This window comes from Croceimicrobium sp. (assembly GCF_965228705.1).
In the GTDB taxonomy this organism is placed as follows: domain Bacteria; phylum Bacteroidota; class Bacteroidia; order Flavobacteriales; family Schleiferiaceae; genus Croceimicrobium.
The window spans coordinates 532,839-551,016 of record NZ_OZ245832.1 but is presented as its reverse complement, the minus strand read 5'-3'; the positions used below and the strand labels follow the sequence as shown (position 1 = coordinate 551,016).

Below are 18,178 nucleotides of genomic sequence, written 5' to 3'. Positions count from 1 at the left end.
TTCTCTATTTTTAAACCCACTGTGAGGGTACTGTTAACATTTTTAGTCTTTTTTGGGATAAGCTATGCCCAAAATCTCCAGGCGCAAGCCCATTTCGTGGAGAACCGTGGCCAATGGTCGGGAGACTTCAGCGCTAAGCTGGAACTCAAGCAAGGAGCGGTTTTCTTCAAATCTTCAGGCTATAAATTTCTTCTGTACGAAGGCGACCCTCATCACGATCATCACCATCAAAGTGCCAATCATCAAGCCAAACGAGCTTTAGCTTTTGAAGCTGAATATATTGGTGCGAAAAAGGAAAACAAATGGCAACCTGGCGGTGAATCTGCCTATCCCCGAAATTATATCCTGGGTAATGATCCCAGTAAATGGCAAAAAAATCTGGGCTCTTTCCCCGAAAATCAGTTGGAAGATATTCTTCCTGGAATCGATCTTAAGTTTTACGAGCAGGCTCAATTTCTCAAATACGATCTTGAATTAGATGCCAATGCTAATCCGGCAGATCTCAAAATCGTATACAAAGGTTTAGAAGCAATAAGCATAAGAGAAGGAGCCTTGCACTTAAGCACTGCCTTTGGAGAAGTAATTGAACGTATCCCATACAGCTATCAAATCATTGAGGGCGAAAGAGTTGAAGTTCAGGTTAGCTATGCCTTAAATCACGACACCCTCGGTTTTAAAGTTAAAGGTTACCAAAAGGGCTATCCTCTGGTAATTGATCCGGTTTTGGAATTTGCCACCTTCTCTGGATCAGGGGATATCAATTTTGGGAATAGCGCTACCTACGGTGATAATGGGACTATGTATGGTGCCGGGGTGAACTTCGGAGCGAATTACCCCACTACCAATGGTGTCTTTCAAGCCTCATTTGCCGGCGACAGTATATTCAATGTTGATGTAACCATCAGTAAATTTTCTTCCGATGGACGTCAATTGCTCTATGCCACCTATCTCGGAGGTCGAGATATCGAAATTGTTCATTCTTTAATTAGTGACGATCAAGGAAATTTAATCCTAATGGGAAATACTGGCTCTACTGATTTCCCGGTTACTCCCAATACTTTCCAAAGCACCTATGGAGGTGGAACCTTCCAAAGTTCTTTCGCTTTTAATGACTACAACCGCGGAACCGACATCTTTATTACCAAAATAAGCAAAGACGGAAGCAGTCTCTTAGGTTCTACCTTTTGGGGAGGATCTGGCAATGATGGCTTTAATAAAGATATTTATAAGAACTATGGCGATCATTATCGCGGCGAAGTAGTCTTAACCAATGATGGTAGTATTGTGGTACTCAGCAGTACTTTCAGCATGGATGTTCCCTTAACCGGAGCTAATTCTCAAGATCGCAATCAAAACTCACAAGATGCCCTTTTGGGGGTATTCTCCGCCGATCTTCGCAATTTACAATGGGGTCGTTACCTCGGAGGATTAAATGCCGAAGCTGGCTATTCCGTAAAAACCTTTAATGAGGTCATATACGTCTGTGGCACTACCACCGGCTCCGACTTCCCTACTACTCCCAATGCCTATAAAAGCGCATATACCGGTGAAGATGAAGGCTTTATTGCTAAGTTTCAATCGGGTACCGGTACAATGCTAGCCAGTACTTATTTTGGTACTACCCAAGATGATCAAGCATTTTTACTGGATGTTGATTACAATGGAGATGTTTATATCGTGGGCCAAACCAAAGGAATTTTCCCAGCTAGCCCCAATGTCTATTCCAGTGCTGGCTCGCGTCAATTTATGGCTAAACTGGACTCTTCCCTGAGCAATCTAAAATGGCAAACCATGATTGGCAGTGGACAGAGCAAACAAGATTTGGTACCCAGTGCCTTTATGGTGGATGAATGCTTGAATATCTATTTCTCTGGCTGGAATGGTGTTTCGAATTCGGTTGGATTCCCTGCTCAGCAAAATGGTGACACCTATGGCTTACCCATTACTTCAGATGCCTTCCAAAATAATACCGACGGAAGTGACTTCTACTTCATGATTTTCGATCACAATGCCAGTAAGCTTTTATATGGAAGTTATTTAGGTGGCAGAGACAATGAACATGTGGATGGAGGCACCAGTCGCTTTAGTAAAGATGGTACCATCTATCAGGCCGTATGCTCAAATTGCAACAATAAGAGCTTCCCTACTACTCCTGGAGCTTATTCTCAAAACTCTGGATCACCAGGATGTAATTTGGCCGTATTTAAATTCAGTTTCAATCAAATTTTAGCAGCCGAAGCTCAGATCAGTTATTCTACTTCTGTAGACAGCCTTTGTGATGGTTTAATTGTAAACCTCTTAAACAACTCAAGCAATGCCACTAATTACAAGTGGATCTTTGGAAATGGCGATTCTTCTACCGCCATTAATCCCACAGTTACCTATCAAGAATTAGGAAACTATACCATTCAATTAGTAGCCTATGATACGGTTTGTCAGATTACCGATACGGCCTATATCAATATTGAGCACGGTACTGCCCGCAAGCCTATCACGGATTTCTTGACAAATTATACCGGCTGTGATCAAAACCTGGAGGCCCGGTTCCAGAACCTTAGCATTATTGCCGATACCTACCAATGGAATTTTGGCGATGGAACCAGTTCCAATGACCCTAATCCACGGCACATATTCCCAAGCTTCGGTACCTACGAGGTTGAACTTGTTGGTTTCGATACGGTTTGCATGCGCAGTGATACATCCTATCGTACCATTAGTTTCGTAGACAGTTCAGTAGCGCCGGTTGTGCAAGCTACCATTAGCAGTTGCAGTAATGGTGAGGTGGATATTGCTTTAGATAATGATCGCCAAAACCTCATTTATGAATGGGAAACTGAAGGTCAGTACTACGAAGGACGAGCTCCTGCCATTCGCTATCAAACCCCCGGAGCCAAAGAAATTTATTTAACTGTATTTGATACCCTCTGCTCAAAAACCTTTACTGAGGTATTTACATTGGATGTAAGAGAAGTGCGTAATGAAGTATTTGCACCTAATGCTTTTACGCCCAATGGAGACGGTTTAAATGATCAATTTGAAATTTATGGAGACCCTTGTGAAACCGGGGCCAATCTCCGTATTTTCAACCGTTGGGGCTCACTGGTATATGAAACTGACGAACCCTATCAAGAATTCTGGGATGGCTTTATCAATGGCCAGCAGGCACCTTCCGGGGTATACACCTATATTCTCCTGGAAGAAGACCAGAAGGTGACTGGCTTTGTTAGTTTAATTCGCTAAGCGTAAATCTGCTCAGCCCCTACTTCAAATTCTTCAATAAAATTTCTCGCTGCTTGAATATCGTGATGTAAAATCCGATCCTCATCGATAAAGGGTACTTTCTCCCGGAAGGCAGTCAGCATTGCACTCAGCTCGTCAGAAGTTTTTTCCTTGCGGAAATAAAAGGCCTGAGAGGCGGTCATTAACTCAATGGCTAATACTGTTTTAAGATTATCTACGACCTTTTGCAATTTGGTAGCTGCGTTGGCGCCCATACTTACATGATCTTCCTGTCCATTGGAGGAGACGATACTATCTACTGAAGCAGGAGTACACAATTGCTTATTCTGACTAACCACAGAGGCAGCCGTATACTGAGCGATCATCAAACCACTATTTAAGCCTGGTTTGGCTACCAAAAAGGCGGGTAAATCTCTTTGTCCGGAAATTAATAAATAGGTTCGGCGCTCTGAGATATTCGCCCATTCTGCCGTGGCCAGGGCTAAATGATCAAGAGCCAGAGCCAGGGTTTGTCCGTGGAAGTTCCCCCCGCTAATAATCTTATCCTCATCCGGGAATATGGTCGGATTATCGGTAACCGAGTTTAATTCCGTTTCAAAAACCTGTTCTGCATAGGCCAAAGCATCTTTGCTGGCACCATGTACCTGAGGAATGCAACGGAAAGAATAAGGATCCTGTACATGAACTTTTTTCCGGCTAATCATCTCACTACCTTCCAATAAGCTACGGATTTGTGCGGCAGTAGCTCTTTGTCCTTTATGGGGACGAGCAGCGTGAATCAAATCATCAAAAGGCTCAGGACGCCCATCAAAAGCTTCCAGGGACAAGGCGGCAATCCGATCGGCTAAAAAGGCTAGCTTACGCAGTTCGAAACTGGCCATAATGCCTAAAGACAGCATAAACTGGGTACCATTCAATAAGGCGATACCTTCCTTAGAGCGAAGATCTACTGCGGGTCTTTGAAATTTAGACAAGACCTCAGACGATTCTCTATATTCTCCTTGATAGTGCACTCTGCCCTCACCCATCATGGCCAAACTCAAATGGGCCAATGGCGCCAAATCTCCGGATGCTCCTAAAGAACCTTGCTCGAAGACTTCAGGCAATATTTCATTATTGTAGAAGAAGATTAATTGCTCAATAGTAGATGGGCTAACACCACTAAGACCATAGGATAATCCTCGTGCTTTTAGAAAAAGCATCATTTTAACATAGGCCGGGTCAATGCGGTCGCCACTTCCACAAGCATGAGAGCGTACCAAATTAAGCTGCAATCGCTTTAAGTCTTTCCCCTCAATGGCTACATTGCACAAAGAACCAAAACCCGTATTAATACCGTAAACCGGGTTTTCTTCTCTTTCAATTTTTTGATCGAGATAATTACGGCAATATTCTACTTTTTCGCGGGCTTCATCGCTTAATTCAATATCATGTGAAGCATAATAGATATGATGTAAATCTGAGAGGCTTAAATGTGCCGCGCTTATTTTGAAGATTGATTTAGTGCTTGGCATGTTTGCTATTTTGAGAGGGGTTAAAAGCTTCTAATAATTCGATGGCTCCGAGTTTCCTTTGGCTTCCTTCCTGCATATCCTTCAAGGTAAATAAGCCTTCTTCCATTTCTTGAGAACCGATCATTAAGACGTAGCGAATGCCTTTCTTATTGGCATAGTCTAATTGTTTCTTCATTTTAGCAGCATCGGGATAGAGCTCGGTTTTAAGTCCGAGGTCTCGCAACTGAGCTGCCAATTTATTGGCAAACAAGGCTTCCTTATCACCAAAATTCACCATCAACATATCTGTCCCGGCATGGGTCATTTCCGGGAAGAGTCCTTTTTCTTCCAAGGCCAATTGAATGCGATCCAATCCAAAGGAAATACCAATACCCGGTAAGTTCTTTAATCCAAAAATTCCAGTGAGGTCATCATAGCGACCACCGCCACCTATGGAACCTAATTCCAGATCTACCGCGATTACTTCGAAGATCGCCCCGGTATAATAATCCAGTCCTCTGGCCAGAGTAAAATCTAAATCCAGAACGTCTTCCTGACCGAGCTCAGCACAGGCCTCAATCACAAATCTAATCTCCTCCAGGCCTGCTTTACCCGAAACCGTATCAGAGATCTCTGCCTCAAGTTGAGCCAAAACATCGGTATTGGAACCCGATAAGCCTGCAATAAATGCCAAAGCATCCAAAGCACCTTGCGCCAAGCCACGCTCGCTCATCTCCTTTTGAACGCCTGCCAGGCCTACCTTATCCAATTTGTCCAAAGCCACCGTAAAGGCTTGAAAATCATTTTCAACTCCAAATTTTTCGGTTAAACCTTGTAATACCTTTCGGTGATTCATCTTTAGCCGGATAGGCAGGCCTAATTTTGAAAACACCTGTTTATAAATCCCGATAAAATCCACTTCCTGCCAAAGAGAGGAAGAACCAACTACATCGGCATCGCATTGATAGAATTCGCGAAAACGCCCTTTGGCAGGTCGATCTGCCCGCCATACAGGCTGAATTTGATAGCGTTTGAAGGGAAAATGCAATGCATTGTGGTTTTGAACTACAAAGCGTGCGAAGGGAACCGTAAGGTCATAACGCAAAGCCTCTTCCAGGTTATGACTCAATTTTTCGCGGGCTTCCTCAGCATCAGCAGCGTGAAAAGCTTTGTCAAACTTATCTCCGCGTGGTAAAACTTTAAAGATTAGACGATCTCCTTCCTCACCATACTTACCGGTAAGAGTTTCCAACTTTTCCAGAGCGGGAGTTTCAATCGGCAAAAAGCCGTATTTCCTGAAGGTATCTTTTAAAATTTCCAGAATGTACTCTCGTTGTACCATCACTTCTGGAAGAAGATCTCGAGTACCGCGAGGGTTGGATGCTTTAGAGGCCATAGCTAAAATTTGCCGCAAAATTAGCCAATTATTCGGGCCTCAAGCTTTGCGGATCCGGCAAGCTTCCCGGATTTCCTTTACTTCATCCTTATCCCAAAAGAAATACCAGCTTAGACTATTGTCTTTAAAATGATCAAAAGGATGAGTATCAAAATGGTAGCAACTTGCCAGGCCTTCAATTCCAAATTTCTGATAGATCAAATAGGCCATACAACGAGCCTCTACCTTTTTTATAAGATCAGGCTCCTCCTCCATTTTATTATAGGAATACTGTAAAATGGCAGCACTTGCCAAATCGATATAGCGATTAAAAGTATGACTGGCCACAGAATAGGTGTTTAAATCGTGATAGCCAGGTTTGTCTTTTCGATAGCGCAGTACAAATTCATCACCAAGCTTTAAAGGCATTCCATTGGATGCATACATGATTACACCACTTCCTTTAACATAAGCCCTTTCTTCATATACTTCATCCTCCACTTCGAAGGTATAGACCACACGATGATTTTCGATTCCTACCACCTTGGCCATCGTCTCAGCGGGATTACGATTGATTTGGTAATCATTAAACCAGAAATAGGATTTATAGGAGAAAAATGCCAATACCAAAATGCCGATTAAGGAATAAACCGCAATGCTGTAAGCTCTGTTTTGATCCTCAATTTTCTTTGCGCGCACTCTGGCTGCCCTGGCAAAGGCTTTTTGCTTTGCCTTTTCCTCAGCGGCAGCCTTCAATAACTCATAGAAGCGCACCAATTCTTCGGGACTCATTTCCCTTCTACTCGATCGCGAATCGATATGCGAACGAATCATTTCATAGGCCTCCACGATTTTCTTGAAATAGTCCTCATTACCACTCTGCAAATCAGGATGGTATTTGAGGGCTAATCGGCGGTAAGCCTTTTTCACCTCCTGCAGATTGGCATCAGGACTTAAACCTAGAATCTTATAATAATTCTCCAAGGAAATAGCGGTTCTCGAAATACTAAAGGGGCTAATTTGAACGCTAAATGTATAAATAAGGTACTATGAGAAGATGGATTTTTCTGAGCTTTTTGTGGCTGCCTGTTATAGTACAGGCCCAATACTACAGTCTGGGAGTAAATTCCGGCACCTCCTTTTTTAGGGGAGAGACCACCGCAGAAGGTCAACTTTTAAGTGAGCCGGGGGCAAATATTGCTGTGGTTTACAACAAATGGATTCCACGCGATGAGCGTTGGCAAATAAGTAGTCTGCTCGATATTAATGCGATGAACTCTCGCGTTACTGCACAGGAGGGCGGCAGTATCCCAGAGCTGCAAGCCTATTCCTTTATCATTAGCCCTATGTTGGGCTTGCGCTATTACTTTGATCGTGATTTAAAGGACTATGTTCCGGAGAAATATCAAGATGCCTTCTTTATCGCATTGTATGCCGGAATCAGCTTAAATAAAAATCAGTACCAAATTCCCAATGATTTCAATGCCACAAATCCATTTTACAGTCGGGATTGGGGGCTATCCTTTAGCAATATGTTACAAGGTGGTTACAGGATTTTCCTGAATTCGCATTGGAGTATGGAAGCTCAAATCTCATTTAAGTATGGTACCAGTGATAATTGGGATGCCTTTCACGGAACCTCCAATGTAAATGACTGGATTTTCAGCACAGGTATTGGTGCATCCTATGCCTTTGACTTCTGGCGATAAATCCTAAAAAAATAATGCTCTAGCAAAGCAAGGATAGCGAGCTTATTCCTAATTTGAGCTAAAATTTTAAAAATGGCTCAATACATTATTTTGGTCGTTGTCGGCCTGATTCTTCTGATCTTCGGTTTATTCATCGTGAAGCAACAGCAAGTAGCTATTGTAGAACGATTTGGAAAGTTCATCGCAATTCGCAAACCCGGCTTACATGTGCTAATCCCAATGGTCGATCGGGTGTCTGGTCGCATGAGTCTAAGAATCCAACAGCTCGATGTAATTGTTGAAACCAAGACAAAAGATGATGTTTTCGTGCAAATGAAAGTATCTGTTCAGTTTGTGGTTTTGGAGGATGCAGTTTACGATGCCTTCTACAAATTGGATAATCCTCATGAGCAAATCCGCAGCTATGTATTCGATACGGTGCGGGCAGAAGTTCCCAAACTTCGTTTAGATGATGTCTTCGAGAAAAAAGACGATATCGCTATTGCCATTCGTCGCGAATTAGAAGAAGCGATGAATACTTATGGCTACGGAATTATCAAGGCTCTGGTTACCGATATTGATCCGGATGATGCCGTTAAAAGCGCCATGAACCGCATTAATGCTGCAGAACGTCAAAAAACGGCGGCCGAATATGAAGGTGAAGCAGAACGAATTCGCATCGTAGCCAAAGCAACCGCCGAAGCAGAAAGTAAGCGATTACAAGGTCAGGGTATTGCCGACCAACGTCGCGAAATTGCCAAAGGTTTGGAAGAATCTGTAGAGGTATTGAACCAGGTAGGTATTAATTCCCAGGAAGCATCTGCTTTAATTGTAATTACGCAACATTATGACACATTACATGCCGTAAGTGAAGGCACCAATAGCAATTTAATCTTGCTACCAAACAGCCCTAATGCAGCCAGTAATATGTTAAATGATCTGGTTTCTTCCTTTGCTGTAGGAAATAAAGTGGCCGAGATGAATCAAAATAGTAAATCAGAATAAGAGAGTCTATTTATCAGAGCTTCATAGCTTGATTACTATTTGACTAATAAAATTTTAGATGGGGAATCTCTTCTGTAGCAGGGGAAATTCCCCCATCTTGTTTTTTTTCACAGTATTGGTTCCGGCAGACTAAATGGAATGCCTTAGATTTGTCGCAAGGAGGGAATAAACACGGATTCGATGGAAAAGAACTTTTTTAGGATTCTAGGCTTACTTTGTTTAAGCACCTACCTTTTACAGGCCCAAAATACCGTTAACTATAATTTTAATGGTATGGTTGTACAAGGAGAAGCCTCTGGCGGAAATGTAGTAAGTGACGATATCGCACTGGGCTTTGGAATGGGTTATGATTTTCCCTTTGCCAATCCTCGATTCGAATTTGCAATTAAAGGGGATTACCTTTGGATTAATTTGGACTATATCAACGATTCGGACCCCTCTAATATCTCAATTATGCGGGCCACAATGAATCAGTTTTCTATAAGTGGTGGCCTCAATATTTACCTGAACAATAATCATAATGTGGCGAATTTATACCAACCCTTTCGCCCCTATTTACATGTATTAACTGGAATTGTTGCTCAATCCAACTCCTTAGAGCCCAGCGATAATTTCTTCTACCCCAGTGTTGACGGATTTCTAATTCTACCCGTTGTGGAATTGGGTGGAGGTGCTAAAATCCGCATTAATCCTCAGTGGTCCTTTAATTTGAATATTGGTTTCCGAACTACCTTCTCTGATGATATTGATGGACTTTTAGGTAATACTGCCAGTCCGGATATCATGGGGATACTCCGGATGGGAGTTTCGAAAAGACTCTAATCTCCAGGCAAGTTTTAGAGCGGGATATAGGTCACCCAAAGCTTTCTCATCCCAAACTTACCTTTGCCTCAAAGTTTGAAATTGAAAAAACAATTCGGCACCCCGCTATTTCTTATTCTGCTAATCCTAAGCTTAAGCCCCTGGATTGGACCTCCCCTCGCCATGGTGCTGGGATTTCTCTTTCAATTATTCTTCCCAAACCCGCTGGGAGCCAAAAACAAAGATGCCATAAACTGGTCTCTGAAATCAGCCGTAGTGGGATTAGGTTTTGGAATCAATGCCAATCAGGCTTTAGCCAGTAGTACCGAAGGTTTAGTCCTTACCGTTTTTAGTATAGCCAGTACCCTACTATTAGGCTGGATCTTAGGTAAAGCGCTTAAATTAAACTTCACCAGTAGTTACCTTCTTTCCAGTGGTACCGCAATTTGTGGCGGTAGTGCCATTGCGGCCATGTCGCCTATCCTCAAAGCTGAAGAGAAAGACATTAGCATGGCCTTAGGAACTGTTTTTCTGTTAAATTCAGTAGCCCTGCTCATTTTCCCAACGATCGGAACCTGGCTGGAATTAAGTCAAGTAGACTTTGGAACCTGGGCGGCCATTGCCATTCATGATACCAGCTCTGTGGTGGGAGCGGCCTCCGCCTATGGAGAAGAAGCTTTGGAGATTGCCACCACTGTAAAACTGGTACGTGCGCTTTGGATTATCCCTCTGGCTTTAATCACCAGCTTATTTCTACGTAAAGGCGGAAAAATTAAATTCCCTTATTTCATTCTGCTGTTTTTAGCGGCCATGATCCTCAACACTTTTGTGGGCTTCCCCGAAGCAATTAGCGGTGGAATAAGTCTGATCGCTCGTCGTATTCTTACCGCTACCCTATTTCTGGTAGGTGCCGGTATATCCATCGAGAAAATTAAATCTGCTGGTTGGAGAGCACTTTTACTGGGACTGCTCTTGTGGCTCTTTATTGGTATTGGCAGCCTCAGCGCCATTCTCTATATCTAGAATAGCAAAGGCTTCCAATTCAGTATTAGCTGTAAAACCAGGGTAAACAATCCCAATAAAGGGTAAACCCATTTCCGTACCCAAAGCTTTAACCTTTCGGTATTGTGTTCTATCCCAAGGATATCGAATAGTACAGAGTAAAAGGTCGCATTGTTTTGGTCTTCCAAGCCATGACTTTTATTTAGCAAACAGCGCCCAAAAATCCAGAATTGAACTTGTACAATAGCATAGGCGCTAATCATTAAATACCAGGAAAAAAGAAAAGGTCCGACCCAGGCCAATAGGGTAATGAGAACATGGAACCAAAAGGCCAGGTTTAAATCCGAATTGTATTTGCGTTTTGATCTATCGATACCTCAAATTTAAGCAGGAGAATTTTCCTCTGACTTGAACTGCATTTGATAAAGGCGGGCATAATATCCTCCCTTCTCTAATAATTCCTGATGCTTGCCTTCTTCTACTACCCTACCTTTATCCATCACCAGAATTTTATCAGCAGCTTTAATAGTTGCTAATCGGTGAGCAATCACCACCGAAGTTCTCCCTTTGGTGATCTTCTCAATTGCCTTTTGGATTAAATTCTCGCTTTGTGTGTCGATCGAGCTGGTCGCCTCATCCAGAATTAATACCGATGGATTCGAAACATAGGCCCTTAAGAAGGAGAGTAATTGTCGCTGTCCTACGGATAACATATTGCCCCGCTCCTGTACATCGTAATCATATTGATCAGGCAAGGTTTCAATAAAGTCGCTAACGCCTATGAACTCTGCCGCTTCAGTTACTTCCTCATGCGAAATGTCCTTATTGAGGGTAATGTTATTGCGAATGCTGTCACTAAAAAGGAATACGTCTTGTAAAACCACCGCCAAATGCTCGCGCAAGCTGCTTAATTTCACTTTACGTATATCCACGCCATCCAACAATATTTCTCCAGACCAAATCTCATAAAAGCGTCCTAGCAGGTTAATCAATGTAGATTTACCGGCTCCGGTAGCGCCCACTATTGCCAGCATTTTGCCTGGTTCCGCCTTAAAGCTTAAATCCTTTATAATTGGTTCACCCTCTTTATATCCGAAGCTAACCTTACGGAATTCAATCTCGCCTTTTACTTCGCTTAATTCGAGCTCTCCCTTGTCTTCGATACGATCCTTGGTATCCAATATTTTAAATACCCGCTCGCTACTCACCATTCCCATCTGCAGGGTATTAAAACGATCGGCTAATTGACGTAAGGGACGGAATAGCATATTCACAAAAATGATGATCGCCGTAATCTCACCCAGGGTAATTTCTCGAATTAAAGAGCCGGTATCCCAATTAAAGCTATCGTAAAGCCAAATCTGCAAACTGTGCTTGCCTGATAAACTAGCAGCTTCCAAACCTCCGTACCAAACCACCAATCCGATACTGATAGCGCTCATTATTTCGATTACGGGTAGGAAAATAGAGAAATACCAAATGGAGCGAATATTGGCTTCGCGGTGTTTGGCATTTATCTCCTTAAAACGATTCAGTTCTGCTTTTTCCCGATTGAATATCTGCACCACATTCATCCCACTGATATGCTCCTGTACAAAAGCATTGAGCTCGGCTACCTGGGTACGAACATCCTGAAAGGCTGATTTTATCTTCAACTGGAATAATCGGGTAGCATAATAAAGCACAGGAACTACTGAAAGTGAGATCAATACCAGGCGATAATCAAAGAAATAGAACATGGCACTTACCATGACCAAAATCTTGAGGAGATCACCAAAGATTACCAGGATACCTTGTGCAAAAATGTCAGCAATAGTTTCAATATCACTTACCGCACGCGTAACCAGAGTTCCAATAGGAGTTTGATCGAAATACTTCAGCTTAAAAGAAAGGATATGCTCAAAAAGCTGCACCCGTAAATCGCGGATAATACTCTGACCTAGATAATTGGCACCAAAGATAAACAGGAACTGCACCAGGGCTTCCATCACCAATAATACCGTAAGGATCAACATATAATTTGTTAAGCCCTGTAAATTGGGCTCACTAATAAAATTATCGATCACATACTGGATAAGAATCGGACGGGTGGTAGAAAGGGCACTTAATACCAGAGTAAGCACAAAAGATCCGTAAAACACAAAACGGTAAGGTTTCGCATACTTCAGGATTTTTGCTAAAAGATGTAAATCAAATGCTTTACCGCTAACGCTTTTAGCCATTTAAGAAAATATCGTTGGGGTATAATACCCGGGTTAAATATAAGCCTTGGGCCGGAGCAGATTCACCCGCCAATCGACGATCTTTGGCAGCAATCATTTCTACAAACTCAGCTTCCGACATGCGTCCTTTTCCCACCTCTAATAAGCTTCCTACAATAGCCCGAACCATATTTCGCAAGAAACGATCGGCTCGAACGTGGAATATCCAAAGGTCTCCAAGCTCTTCCCAATAGGCTTCGCGAAGCTCGCAAATATTCGTTTTAGTTTGGGTTTTCGATTTAGAAAAGGAGCTGAAATCGCCTTTAAAAATTAATCGCTGGGCCGCCGATTGCATAGCTTCAAAATCCAAAGGAATAAAAATAGGACTGGCCAAATCACCGGAAAAGGGACTGCGCTTTCGCTGGATATGGTATTCATATGCCCTTTCGCTTGCATCAAAGCGCGCATGAGCATCTGCTTTAACCGGTAATAGGGCTTCAATTACGATGTCGGGCGCCAGCATTTTATTGAGAGCATTGAGCAGCTTTCCTTTATCCGAAAGAGCTTCCTCCCAATCAAAGTGTGCATACATTTCACGGGCATGCACCCCGGTATCTGTCCTTCCTGCACCTACAATATTTATCGGTCGACCCAAAATCAAAGAAAGTTTTTGATTTATAAGTTCCTGAACACTAATTGCATTAGGCTGAATTTGCCAACCATGAAAGGCTGTGCCACGGTACGCCAATTTTAAAAAATATCGCAAAGGCCGTTTCTTTGCGGCAAAGGTATTAATAGGTAGGCGAAGCATGGTGCAGATTAGTTTATTAAGCGATAGTCATTCACATATTGACCCTGCCATCCTTAAACAGCTTAAGGGAAGTGATGAGATTTGGCATGCCGGCGATATTGGTGACCTAAAAACCGCCCAAATACTGCAAAAAATTGCCCCTCTCAGAGCGGTATACGGTAATATTGATGCTCAGGAGCTTCGGCAGGAATTCCCCTTAAACAACAGCTTCGAAATTGAGGGTATTAAAGTCTTAATGACTCACATCGCAGGCTATCCGGCCAGATACAATGGTCGCGTAAAAAAATTACTGGGCGAATTAAAACCCGATCTTTTTATCTGCGGACATAGCCACATTCTTAAAGTAATGCGTGATCCCCAGTTTGGGCATATGCATATGAATCCCGGTGCGGTAGGCTTACAAGGATTTCATCAAGTAAGAACCTTGCTTCAATTTAAAATTGAAAAAGGTAAAATTTCGGATCTGGCTGTAGCCGAATGGCCTCGCTGGCCTAAAAATTAACGGAAACGATCCGCCGCCTGAACTTTGTATTCATCCTTCATTACCGCCCGATTGGCCATAGAGAGTAAAATAATAGCCAATAAGGGTAAAAAGACCCCTATGCCTAATCGGTCGGATGCAGCTTGATATACTTCATACCAATGGTATAGCATAAAGCCAAATACGGTGAAGGAAATCAAAATGGCCAAACGACCTAATACCACCTGATTGCGACGCTTCTTAAAGGAGAACAAAGCGCCAAGCGACAAAGCGGCCACTGCCAAAAAGAGACTAAGAAAGATAAAATCATCATGGAGCATCACCGGCCCATTATCGCCGGCAAAAAATGAAACCATGAAGGACAGGCCACCACTCACCAGGGCAGCACCTAAAAAATAAAGCGATTGAATGCGCTGAATCATCGAATTGGATTTGGGACTCCAAAATTGCTAAAAAAACTGCGAGCCTATTTTGTTTTGAGCAAATCTTTGTATTATTGCCAGTATCAAATTTCTCGAACACCCTGATCAAAAGGGTACTGGTAGAAATTCTCCAATCAGACTTACATCTCTCTCGATTAAGAATATTTCTTTCATTTCTTGTTTAGTCCATGTACGACATCAACCAATTAAAGGCTTTGAAGCTGCCCGAGTTAAAGCAAATCGCAGAAGCTTCTAAAATTTCGCGTTTCAAATCCATGAAGAAAATGGATCTGGTTTACGCTATCCTTGATAAACAAGCAGTTGACCCTAAGGCCATTAAAGAACCTGCTAAGGACGAAAAGCCTGCTGCTGAAGATCAAACAAAAGCGAGTCCAGTGGAAGCCAAGCCTGCAGAGTCTACTGAGGCTAAATCAGAAGAAAATCCTGCTCGTCGGCCACGAAAACGAAACCCAAAGGATGAAAATCCTGAAAATCAGGACCGTAACCGCAACCGAGGGAATGCCAATGAAGATCGCCGCCGAGCTGATAAAGACTCAGGGAACTCGAATCAAAATTCGAATGCCGGGCACAATCAAGGGCAAAACCAGGGTCAAGGGCAGAATTCTAACAAGAATAATCCGAATCAACATCGGGAACGTCGTCAGAAAAACAACGACAACAATAATTCAAACAACCCCAATTCAGGTTCAAATCAAAAAGGAAACAATCAGGGGAATAACAATAACCACCAGCATCGCAATCGACGCCAGGAATATGATTTCGACGGGATTGTTGTAAGTGAAGGGGTTTTGGAAATGATGCCCGATGGCTATGGCTTCTTACGTTCGAGCGACTTTAATTACTTAAACTCCCCCGACGATATTTACGTAAGCCAAAACCAAATTAAACTCTTTGGCCTGCGCACCGGCGATACCGTCCGTGGCCAAATTCGCCCTCCAAAAGAAGGTGAGAAATATTTCCCTTTGGTAAAGGTGGAAAGCATCAATGGACGCGAGCCTGACTGGATTCGCGACCGCGTTGCTTTTGAGCATTTAACTCCGCTTTTCCCACAAGAAAAATTCAATATTACCCATCGTCGTGGCACTTTATCTACGCGAATCATCGACCTCTTCTCTCCTATCGGAAAAGGCCAGCGTGGTTTATTAGTAGCCCAGCCTAAAACCGGTAAGACTACCTTATTAAAGGAGGTTGCCAATGCCATTGCCGCTAATCACCCCGAATGTTATATGATCATCCTCTTGATCGATGAACGTCCGGAAGAGGTTACCGATATGGCACGCTCAGTAAATGCAGAAGTAGTAGCTTCTACTTTTGATGAGCCCGCAGACCGTCACGTAAAAGTGGCCAATATCGTATTGGAAAAAGCCAAACGCATGACCGAATGTGGTCATGATGTCGTGATCTTATTAGACTCCATTACCCGATTGGCCCGAGCTTATAACACTGTATCACCTGCTTCCGGAAAAGTTCTTTCTGGAGGTGTAGATGCCAATGCCTTACACAAGCCTAAGCGCTTCTTTGGTGCCGCACGTAAAATTGAGAATGGTGGCTCATTAACCATCTTAGCGACTGCCCTTATCGATACAGGTTCCAAAATGGACGAAGTAATCTTCGAAGAATTTAAAGGTACCGGTAATATGGAAATGCAGCTCGATCGCCGCATTGCCAACCGCCGTATCTGGCCTGCTATCGACCTCATGAGCTCTGGTACCCGTAAAGAAGACCTGCTATTGGATCGCGATGTACTGCAAAGAATGTACATCTTACGTCGCCATTTAGCGGATATGACTTCAGTAGAAGCCATGGAATTCCTCTACGATCGTATGAACAAAACCCAGGACAATGCCGAGTTCCTGGCTAGCATGAACGGATAATGGCCCTTAATCCGAAAAGTTATTGTGCCTATGTGCAGGACCTGCCCGCAGATCACCTGCATCGCAAATACCACGATAGCCAATACGGATTTCCCCTGGAAGATGACAATGCACTCTTTGGCCGCTTGATTTTAGAAATAAATCAGGCGGGCCTTAGCTGGATTACCATTCTCAAAAAGCAGGATAATTTTAAGGCGGCTTTCGCCGGATATGACATTAACACTGTGGCTGCCTTTGATGAAGAAGATGAAGCTCGTTTACGCAGTGATGCCGGGATTATTCGCAATCGACTTAAAATTAAAGCTGCGATTTACAATGCTCAGGCCATCCAAAAAATTCAATCGGAACACGGAAGCTTCAAGCAATGGCTACTAGAGCAGGGAGAGCAGGATATAAAAGCCTGGGTAAAACTCTTTAAACTGCACTTTAAATTTACCGGCCCCGAAATCGTCAATGAATTTCTAATGAGTAGTGGTTTTAAAGAAGGTGCGCACGATCCGGAATGTGCCTGTTATAAACTAGCTCAGGAAGAAATCAAGGAGCACTACGGCCGCTAAGGAATACCGATGTACTTATGGGTTTGCAGCGAAATCTGCCACTGAGGATTAGCCATTACATATTCGCTAATCTTGGGTAGCATAAGCTCCCTTTTACTCCACTCGGGTTGTAAGAAAAGTTTACAATGGGGCGAGACCTTGGCTGCATGCTCTTCCGCCCACTTAAAATCGTGATTATTGAAAACAATCACTTTCAATTCATGCGCCTGCTCATAGACCTCCGGTACCGGCGGTTTGGTTTTCTTTGGCGACAAGCAAATCCAATCCCAGCTTCCCGTTAAAGGATAAGCCCCGGAAGTTTCGATATGAACCTGCAAACCTTTGGCTTTTAAGGCTTTGGTAATAGGTCCCATATTCCAGGTTAAGGGCTCACCCCCTGTAATCACTACCGTATTGGAATAATGCGCGGCATTCTCCACCACCTGCTCAATAGCGGTAGGTGGATGTAAATCGGCATTCCAACTTTCCTTCACATCACACCAATGGCATCCTACATCGCATCCACCAATGCGAATAAAGTAGGCGGCCTTTCCGGTATGGTAACCTTCACCTTGTATCGTATAAAACTCTTCCATTAAAGGAAGCATGGTTCCCGCCTCTACCTGAGCTTTAATCGCTGCATCCATGCTGCAAAAGTATTTCTTAATAATGGCATAGCAAGGCTTTCAAAGCGCTCATAGCGGAAAGCTATAAGAAGGTATTCAAATGCTAAAAAAATCCTAAAGCCTGTAATCCATACTTCGCCAGCGTAATTTTTAGTGTCATATCCGTACTAACAGCATAGAAAAAACATAAAACATGAAATCACTAAAAATCTTCTTCTTGGCTTTAGGCCTGAGTACCGGTACTGTCTTTGCCGGAAACGACAGTTTAAGCACCGAACAGAATGTCCAAAATCAAGTGAGCCGCCAAATCAGCTCACGCTTCCAAATACCTTCCGAACTGGTAGGTCAAATGCATGATAAGCAAGCCATTGTTCAAATAGAAGTAGGCGAAAACCATCAACTAAAAGTGCTATCCGTAGACTGTGGCAATGGAGTAGCTGACCTTCTCTTAAAGAAAGCTCTGGAAAAATTGGCAATCTACCTTCCTGAAGATTCCGTAGGACAAAGCTTTGAACTCTTATTAAATCTTCGCTATTAAGATCTATAATTCAAGGAGGAGCCGCATTTTGCATGCCCCTCCTTTTTAATTTTGACTAAAACCT

Annotated in this window: 16 protein-coding genes; 9 read left to right on the top strand and 7 right to left on the bottom strand. The window is 43.0% G+C overall.

Annotation, left to right across the window (positions count from 1 at the left end):
- Window positions 1–21: 21 nt before the first annotated feature.
- Window positions 22–3,240 carry a gliding motility-associated C-terminal domain-containing protein gene (locus ACO05P_RS02325; protein ID WP_421753180.1) on the top strand — a complete coding sequence of 1,073 codons (3,219 nt, stop codon included), beginning with the start codon at window positions 22–24 and terminating at the stop codon, window positions 3,238–3,240.
- Here the strand turns inward: ACO05P_RS02325 and hutH are convergent.
- Genes hutH through ACO05P_RS02310 form a run of 3 tightly spaced genes read right to left on the bottom strand, consistent with a single transcriptional unit; the run spans window position 3,237 to window position 7,092 of the window.
- Window positions 3,237–4,754, bottom strand: coding sequence for a histidine ammonia-lyase (gene hutH / locus ACO05P_RS02320; protein WP_421753179.1), 1,518 nt, complete (start codon window positions 4,752–4,754; stop codon window positions 3,237–3,239). The genes ACO05P_RS02325 and hutH overlap by 4 nt on opposite strands.
- Window positions 4,741–6,129, bottom strand: a complete 1,389-nt coding sequence (gene hisS / locus ACO05P_RS02315; protein WP_421753178.1) for a histidine--tRNA ligase — start codon at window positions 6,127–6,129, stop codon at window positions 4,741–4,743. The genes hutH and hisS overlap by 14 nt, the downstream gene beginning before the upstream one ends.
- A gap of 39 nt (window positions 6,130–6,168) precedes the next feature.
- Window positions 6,169–7,092, bottom strand: a complete 924-nt coding sequence (locus ACO05P_RS02310; RefSeq protein ID WP_421753177.1) for a J domain-containing protein — start codon at window positions 7,090–7,092, stop codon at window positions 6,169–6,171.
- A 65-nt stretch (window positions 7,093–7,157) separates the two neighbouring features.
- Between ACO05P_RS02310 and ACO05P_RS02305 the strand changes: the two genes are divergently transcribed.
- The 4 genes from ACO05P_RS02305 to ACO05P_RS02290 all read left to right on the top strand — a co-directional run bounded on the left by ACO05P_RS02305 (window position 7,158) and on the right by ACO05P_RS02290 (window position 10,625).
- Window positions 7,158–7,817 (top strand): DUF3575 domain-containing protein, encoded by a 660-nt coding sequence (locus ACO05P_RS02305; RefSeq protein WP_421753176.1) that lies wholly within the window; start codon window positions 7,158–7,160, stop codon window positions 7,815–7,817.
- A gap of 72 nt (window positions 7,818–7,889) precedes the next feature.
- Window positions 7,890–8,801: an SPFH domain-containing protein gene (locus ACO05P_RS02300; protein ID WP_421753175.1), complete on the top strand. Its 912-nt coding sequence runs from the start codon at window positions 7,890–7,892 to the stop codon at window positions 8,799–8,801.
- Window positions 8,802–8,981: 180 nt separating this feature from the next.
- Entirely contained in the window at window positions 8,982–9,623 is a 642-nt protein-coding gene (locus ACO05P_RS02295; protein WP_421753174.1) for a hypothetical protein, read from the top strand.
- Window positions 9,624–9,704: 81 nt separating this feature from the next.
- Complete coding sequence (locus ACO05P_RS02290) at window positions 9,705–10,625, top strand: YeiH family protein (protein ID WP_421753173.1); 921 nt, start codon at window positions 9,705–9,707, stop codon at window positions 10,623–10,625.
- A gap of 362 nt (window positions 10,626–10,987) precedes the next feature.
- On the opposite strand, the gene ACO05P_RS02285 is transcribed toward ACO05P_RS02290, so the two are convergent.
- Both ACO05P_RS02285 and truA read right to left on the bottom strand, forming a co-directional pair.
- Window positions 10,988–12,826: an ABC transporter ATP-binding protein gene (locus ACO05P_RS02285; protein WP_421753172.1), complete on the bottom strand. Its 1,839-nt coding sequence runs from the start codon at window positions 12,824–12,826 to the stop codon at window positions 10,988–10,990.
- Window positions 12,819–13,616 (bottom strand): tRNA pseudouridine(38-40) synthase TruA, encoded by a 798-nt coding sequence (gene truA / locus ACO05P_RS02280; RefSeq protein ID WP_421753171.1) that lies wholly within the window; start codon window positions 13,614–13,616, stop codon window positions 12,819–12,821. The genes ACO05P_RS02285 and truA overlap by 8 nt, the downstream gene beginning before the upstream one ends.
- Between truA and ACO05P_RS02275 the strand changes: the two genes are divergently transcribed.
- Window positions 13,615–14,118: a metallophosphoesterase family protein gene (locus ACO05P_RS02275; RefSeq protein WP_421753170.1), complete on the top strand. Its 504-nt coding sequence runs from the start codon at window positions 13,615–13,617 to the stop codon at window positions 14,116–14,118. The genes truA and ACO05P_RS02275 overlap by 2 nt on opposite strands.
- Here ACO05P_RS02275 and ACO05P_RS02270 read toward each other — a convergent pair.
- Window positions 14,115–14,519, bottom strand: a complete 405-nt coding sequence (locus tag ACO05P_RS02270; protein ID WP_421753169.1) for a DUF4293 domain-containing protein — start codon at window positions 14,517–14,519, stop codon at window positions 14,115–14,117. The two genes, ACO05P_RS02275 and ACO05P_RS02270, sit on opposite strands and share 4 nt — an antisense overlap.
- Window positions 14,520–14,707: 188 nt before the next feature.
- Here ACO05P_RS02270 and rho point away from each other — a divergent pair, with 188 nt between their 5' ends.
- Window positions 14,708–16,414: a transcription termination factor Rho gene (gene rho / locus ACO05P_RS02265; RefSeq protein ID WP_421753168.1), complete on the top strand. Its 1,707-nt coding sequence runs from the start codon at window positions 14,708–14,710 to the stop codon at window positions 16,412–16,414.
- Window positions 16,414–16,971 (top strand): DNA-3-methyladenine glycosylase I, encoded by a 558-nt coding sequence (locus ACO05P_RS02260; RefSeq protein ID WP_421753167.1) that lies wholly within the window; start codon window positions 16,414–16,416, stop codon window positions 16,969–16,971. Before rho ends, ACO05P_RS02260 begins: the two co-directional genes overlap by 1 nt.
- Here the strand turns inward: ACO05P_RS02260 and ACO05P_RS02255 are convergent.
- A complete protein-coding gene (locus tag ACO05P_RS02255; RefSeq protein WP_421753166.1) occupies window positions 16,968–17,597 on the bottom strand; it encodes a 7-carboxy-7-deazaguanine synthase QueE in 630 nt (209 codons plus the stop codon). The genes ACO05P_RS02260 and ACO05P_RS02255 overlap by 4 nt on opposite strands.
- A gap of 172 nt (window positions 17,598–17,769) precedes the next feature.
- On the opposite strand from ACO05P_RS02255, the gene ACO05P_RS02250 reads away from it, so the two are divergent.
- The gene (locus tag ACO05P_RS02250) at window positions 17,770–18,114 is read left to right on the top strand and encodes a hypothetical protein (protein WP_421753165.1); all 345 of its coding nucleotides are present in this window, start codon (window positions 17,770–17,772) and stop codon (window positions 18,112–18,114) included.
- Window positions 18,115–18,178 lie beyond the last annotated feature (64 nt).

Bases quoted from the DNA above. Each gene is read 5' to 3' on its own strand.
- hutH (WP_421753179.1), bottom strand. From the start codon at position 4,754: ATGCCAAGCACTAAATCAATCTTCAAAATAAGCGCGGCACATTTAAGC.
- hisS (WP_421753178.1), bottom strand. From the start codon at position 6,129: ATGGCCTCTAAAGCATCCAACCCTCGCGGTACTCGAGATCTTCTTCCA.
- ACO05P_RS02305 (WP_421753176.1), top strand. From the start codon at position 7,158: ATGAGAAGATGGATTTTTCTGAGCTTTTTGTGGCTGCCTGTTATAGTA.
- ACO05P_RS02300 (WP_421753175.1), top strand. From the start codon at position 7,890: ATGGCTCAATACATTATTTTGGTCGTTGTCGGCCTGATTCTTCTGATC.
- ACO05P_RS02295 (WP_421753174.1), top strand. From the start codon at position 8,982: ATGGAAAAGAACTTTTTTAGGATTCTAGGCTTACTTTGTTTAAGCACC.
- ACO05P_RS02285 (WP_421753172.1), bottom strand. From the start codon at position 12,826: ATGGCTAAAAGCGTTAGCGGTAAAGCATTTGATTTACATCTTTTAGCA.
- ACO05P_RS02275 (WP_421753170.1), top strand. From the start codon at position 13,615: ATGGTGCAGATTAGTTTATTAAGCGATAGTCATTCACATATTGACCCT.
- truA (WP_421753171.1), bottom strand. From the start codon at position 13,616: ATGCTTCGCCTACCTATTAATACCTTTGCCGCAAAGAAACGGCCTTTG.
- ACO05P_RS02270 (WP_421753169.1), bottom strand. From the start codon at position 14,519: ATGATTCAGCGCATTCAATCGCTTTATTTTTTAGGTGCTGCCCTGGTG.
- rho (WP_421753168.1), top strand. From the start codon at position 14,708: ATGTACGACATCAACCAATTAAAGGCTTTGAAGCTGCCCGAGTTAAAG.
- ACO05P_RS02260 (WP_421753167.1), top strand. From the start codon at position 16,414: ATGGCCCTTAATCCGAAAAGTTATTGTGCCTATGTGCAGGACCTGCCC.
- ACO05P_RS02255 (WP_421753166.1), bottom strand. From the start codon at position 17,597: ATGGATGCAGCGATTAAAGCTCAGGTAGAGGCGGGAACCATGCTTCCT.
- ACO05P_RS02250 (WP_421753165.1), top strand. From the start codon at position 17,770: ATGAAATCACTAAAAATCTTCTTCTTGGCTTTAGGCCTGAGTACCGGT.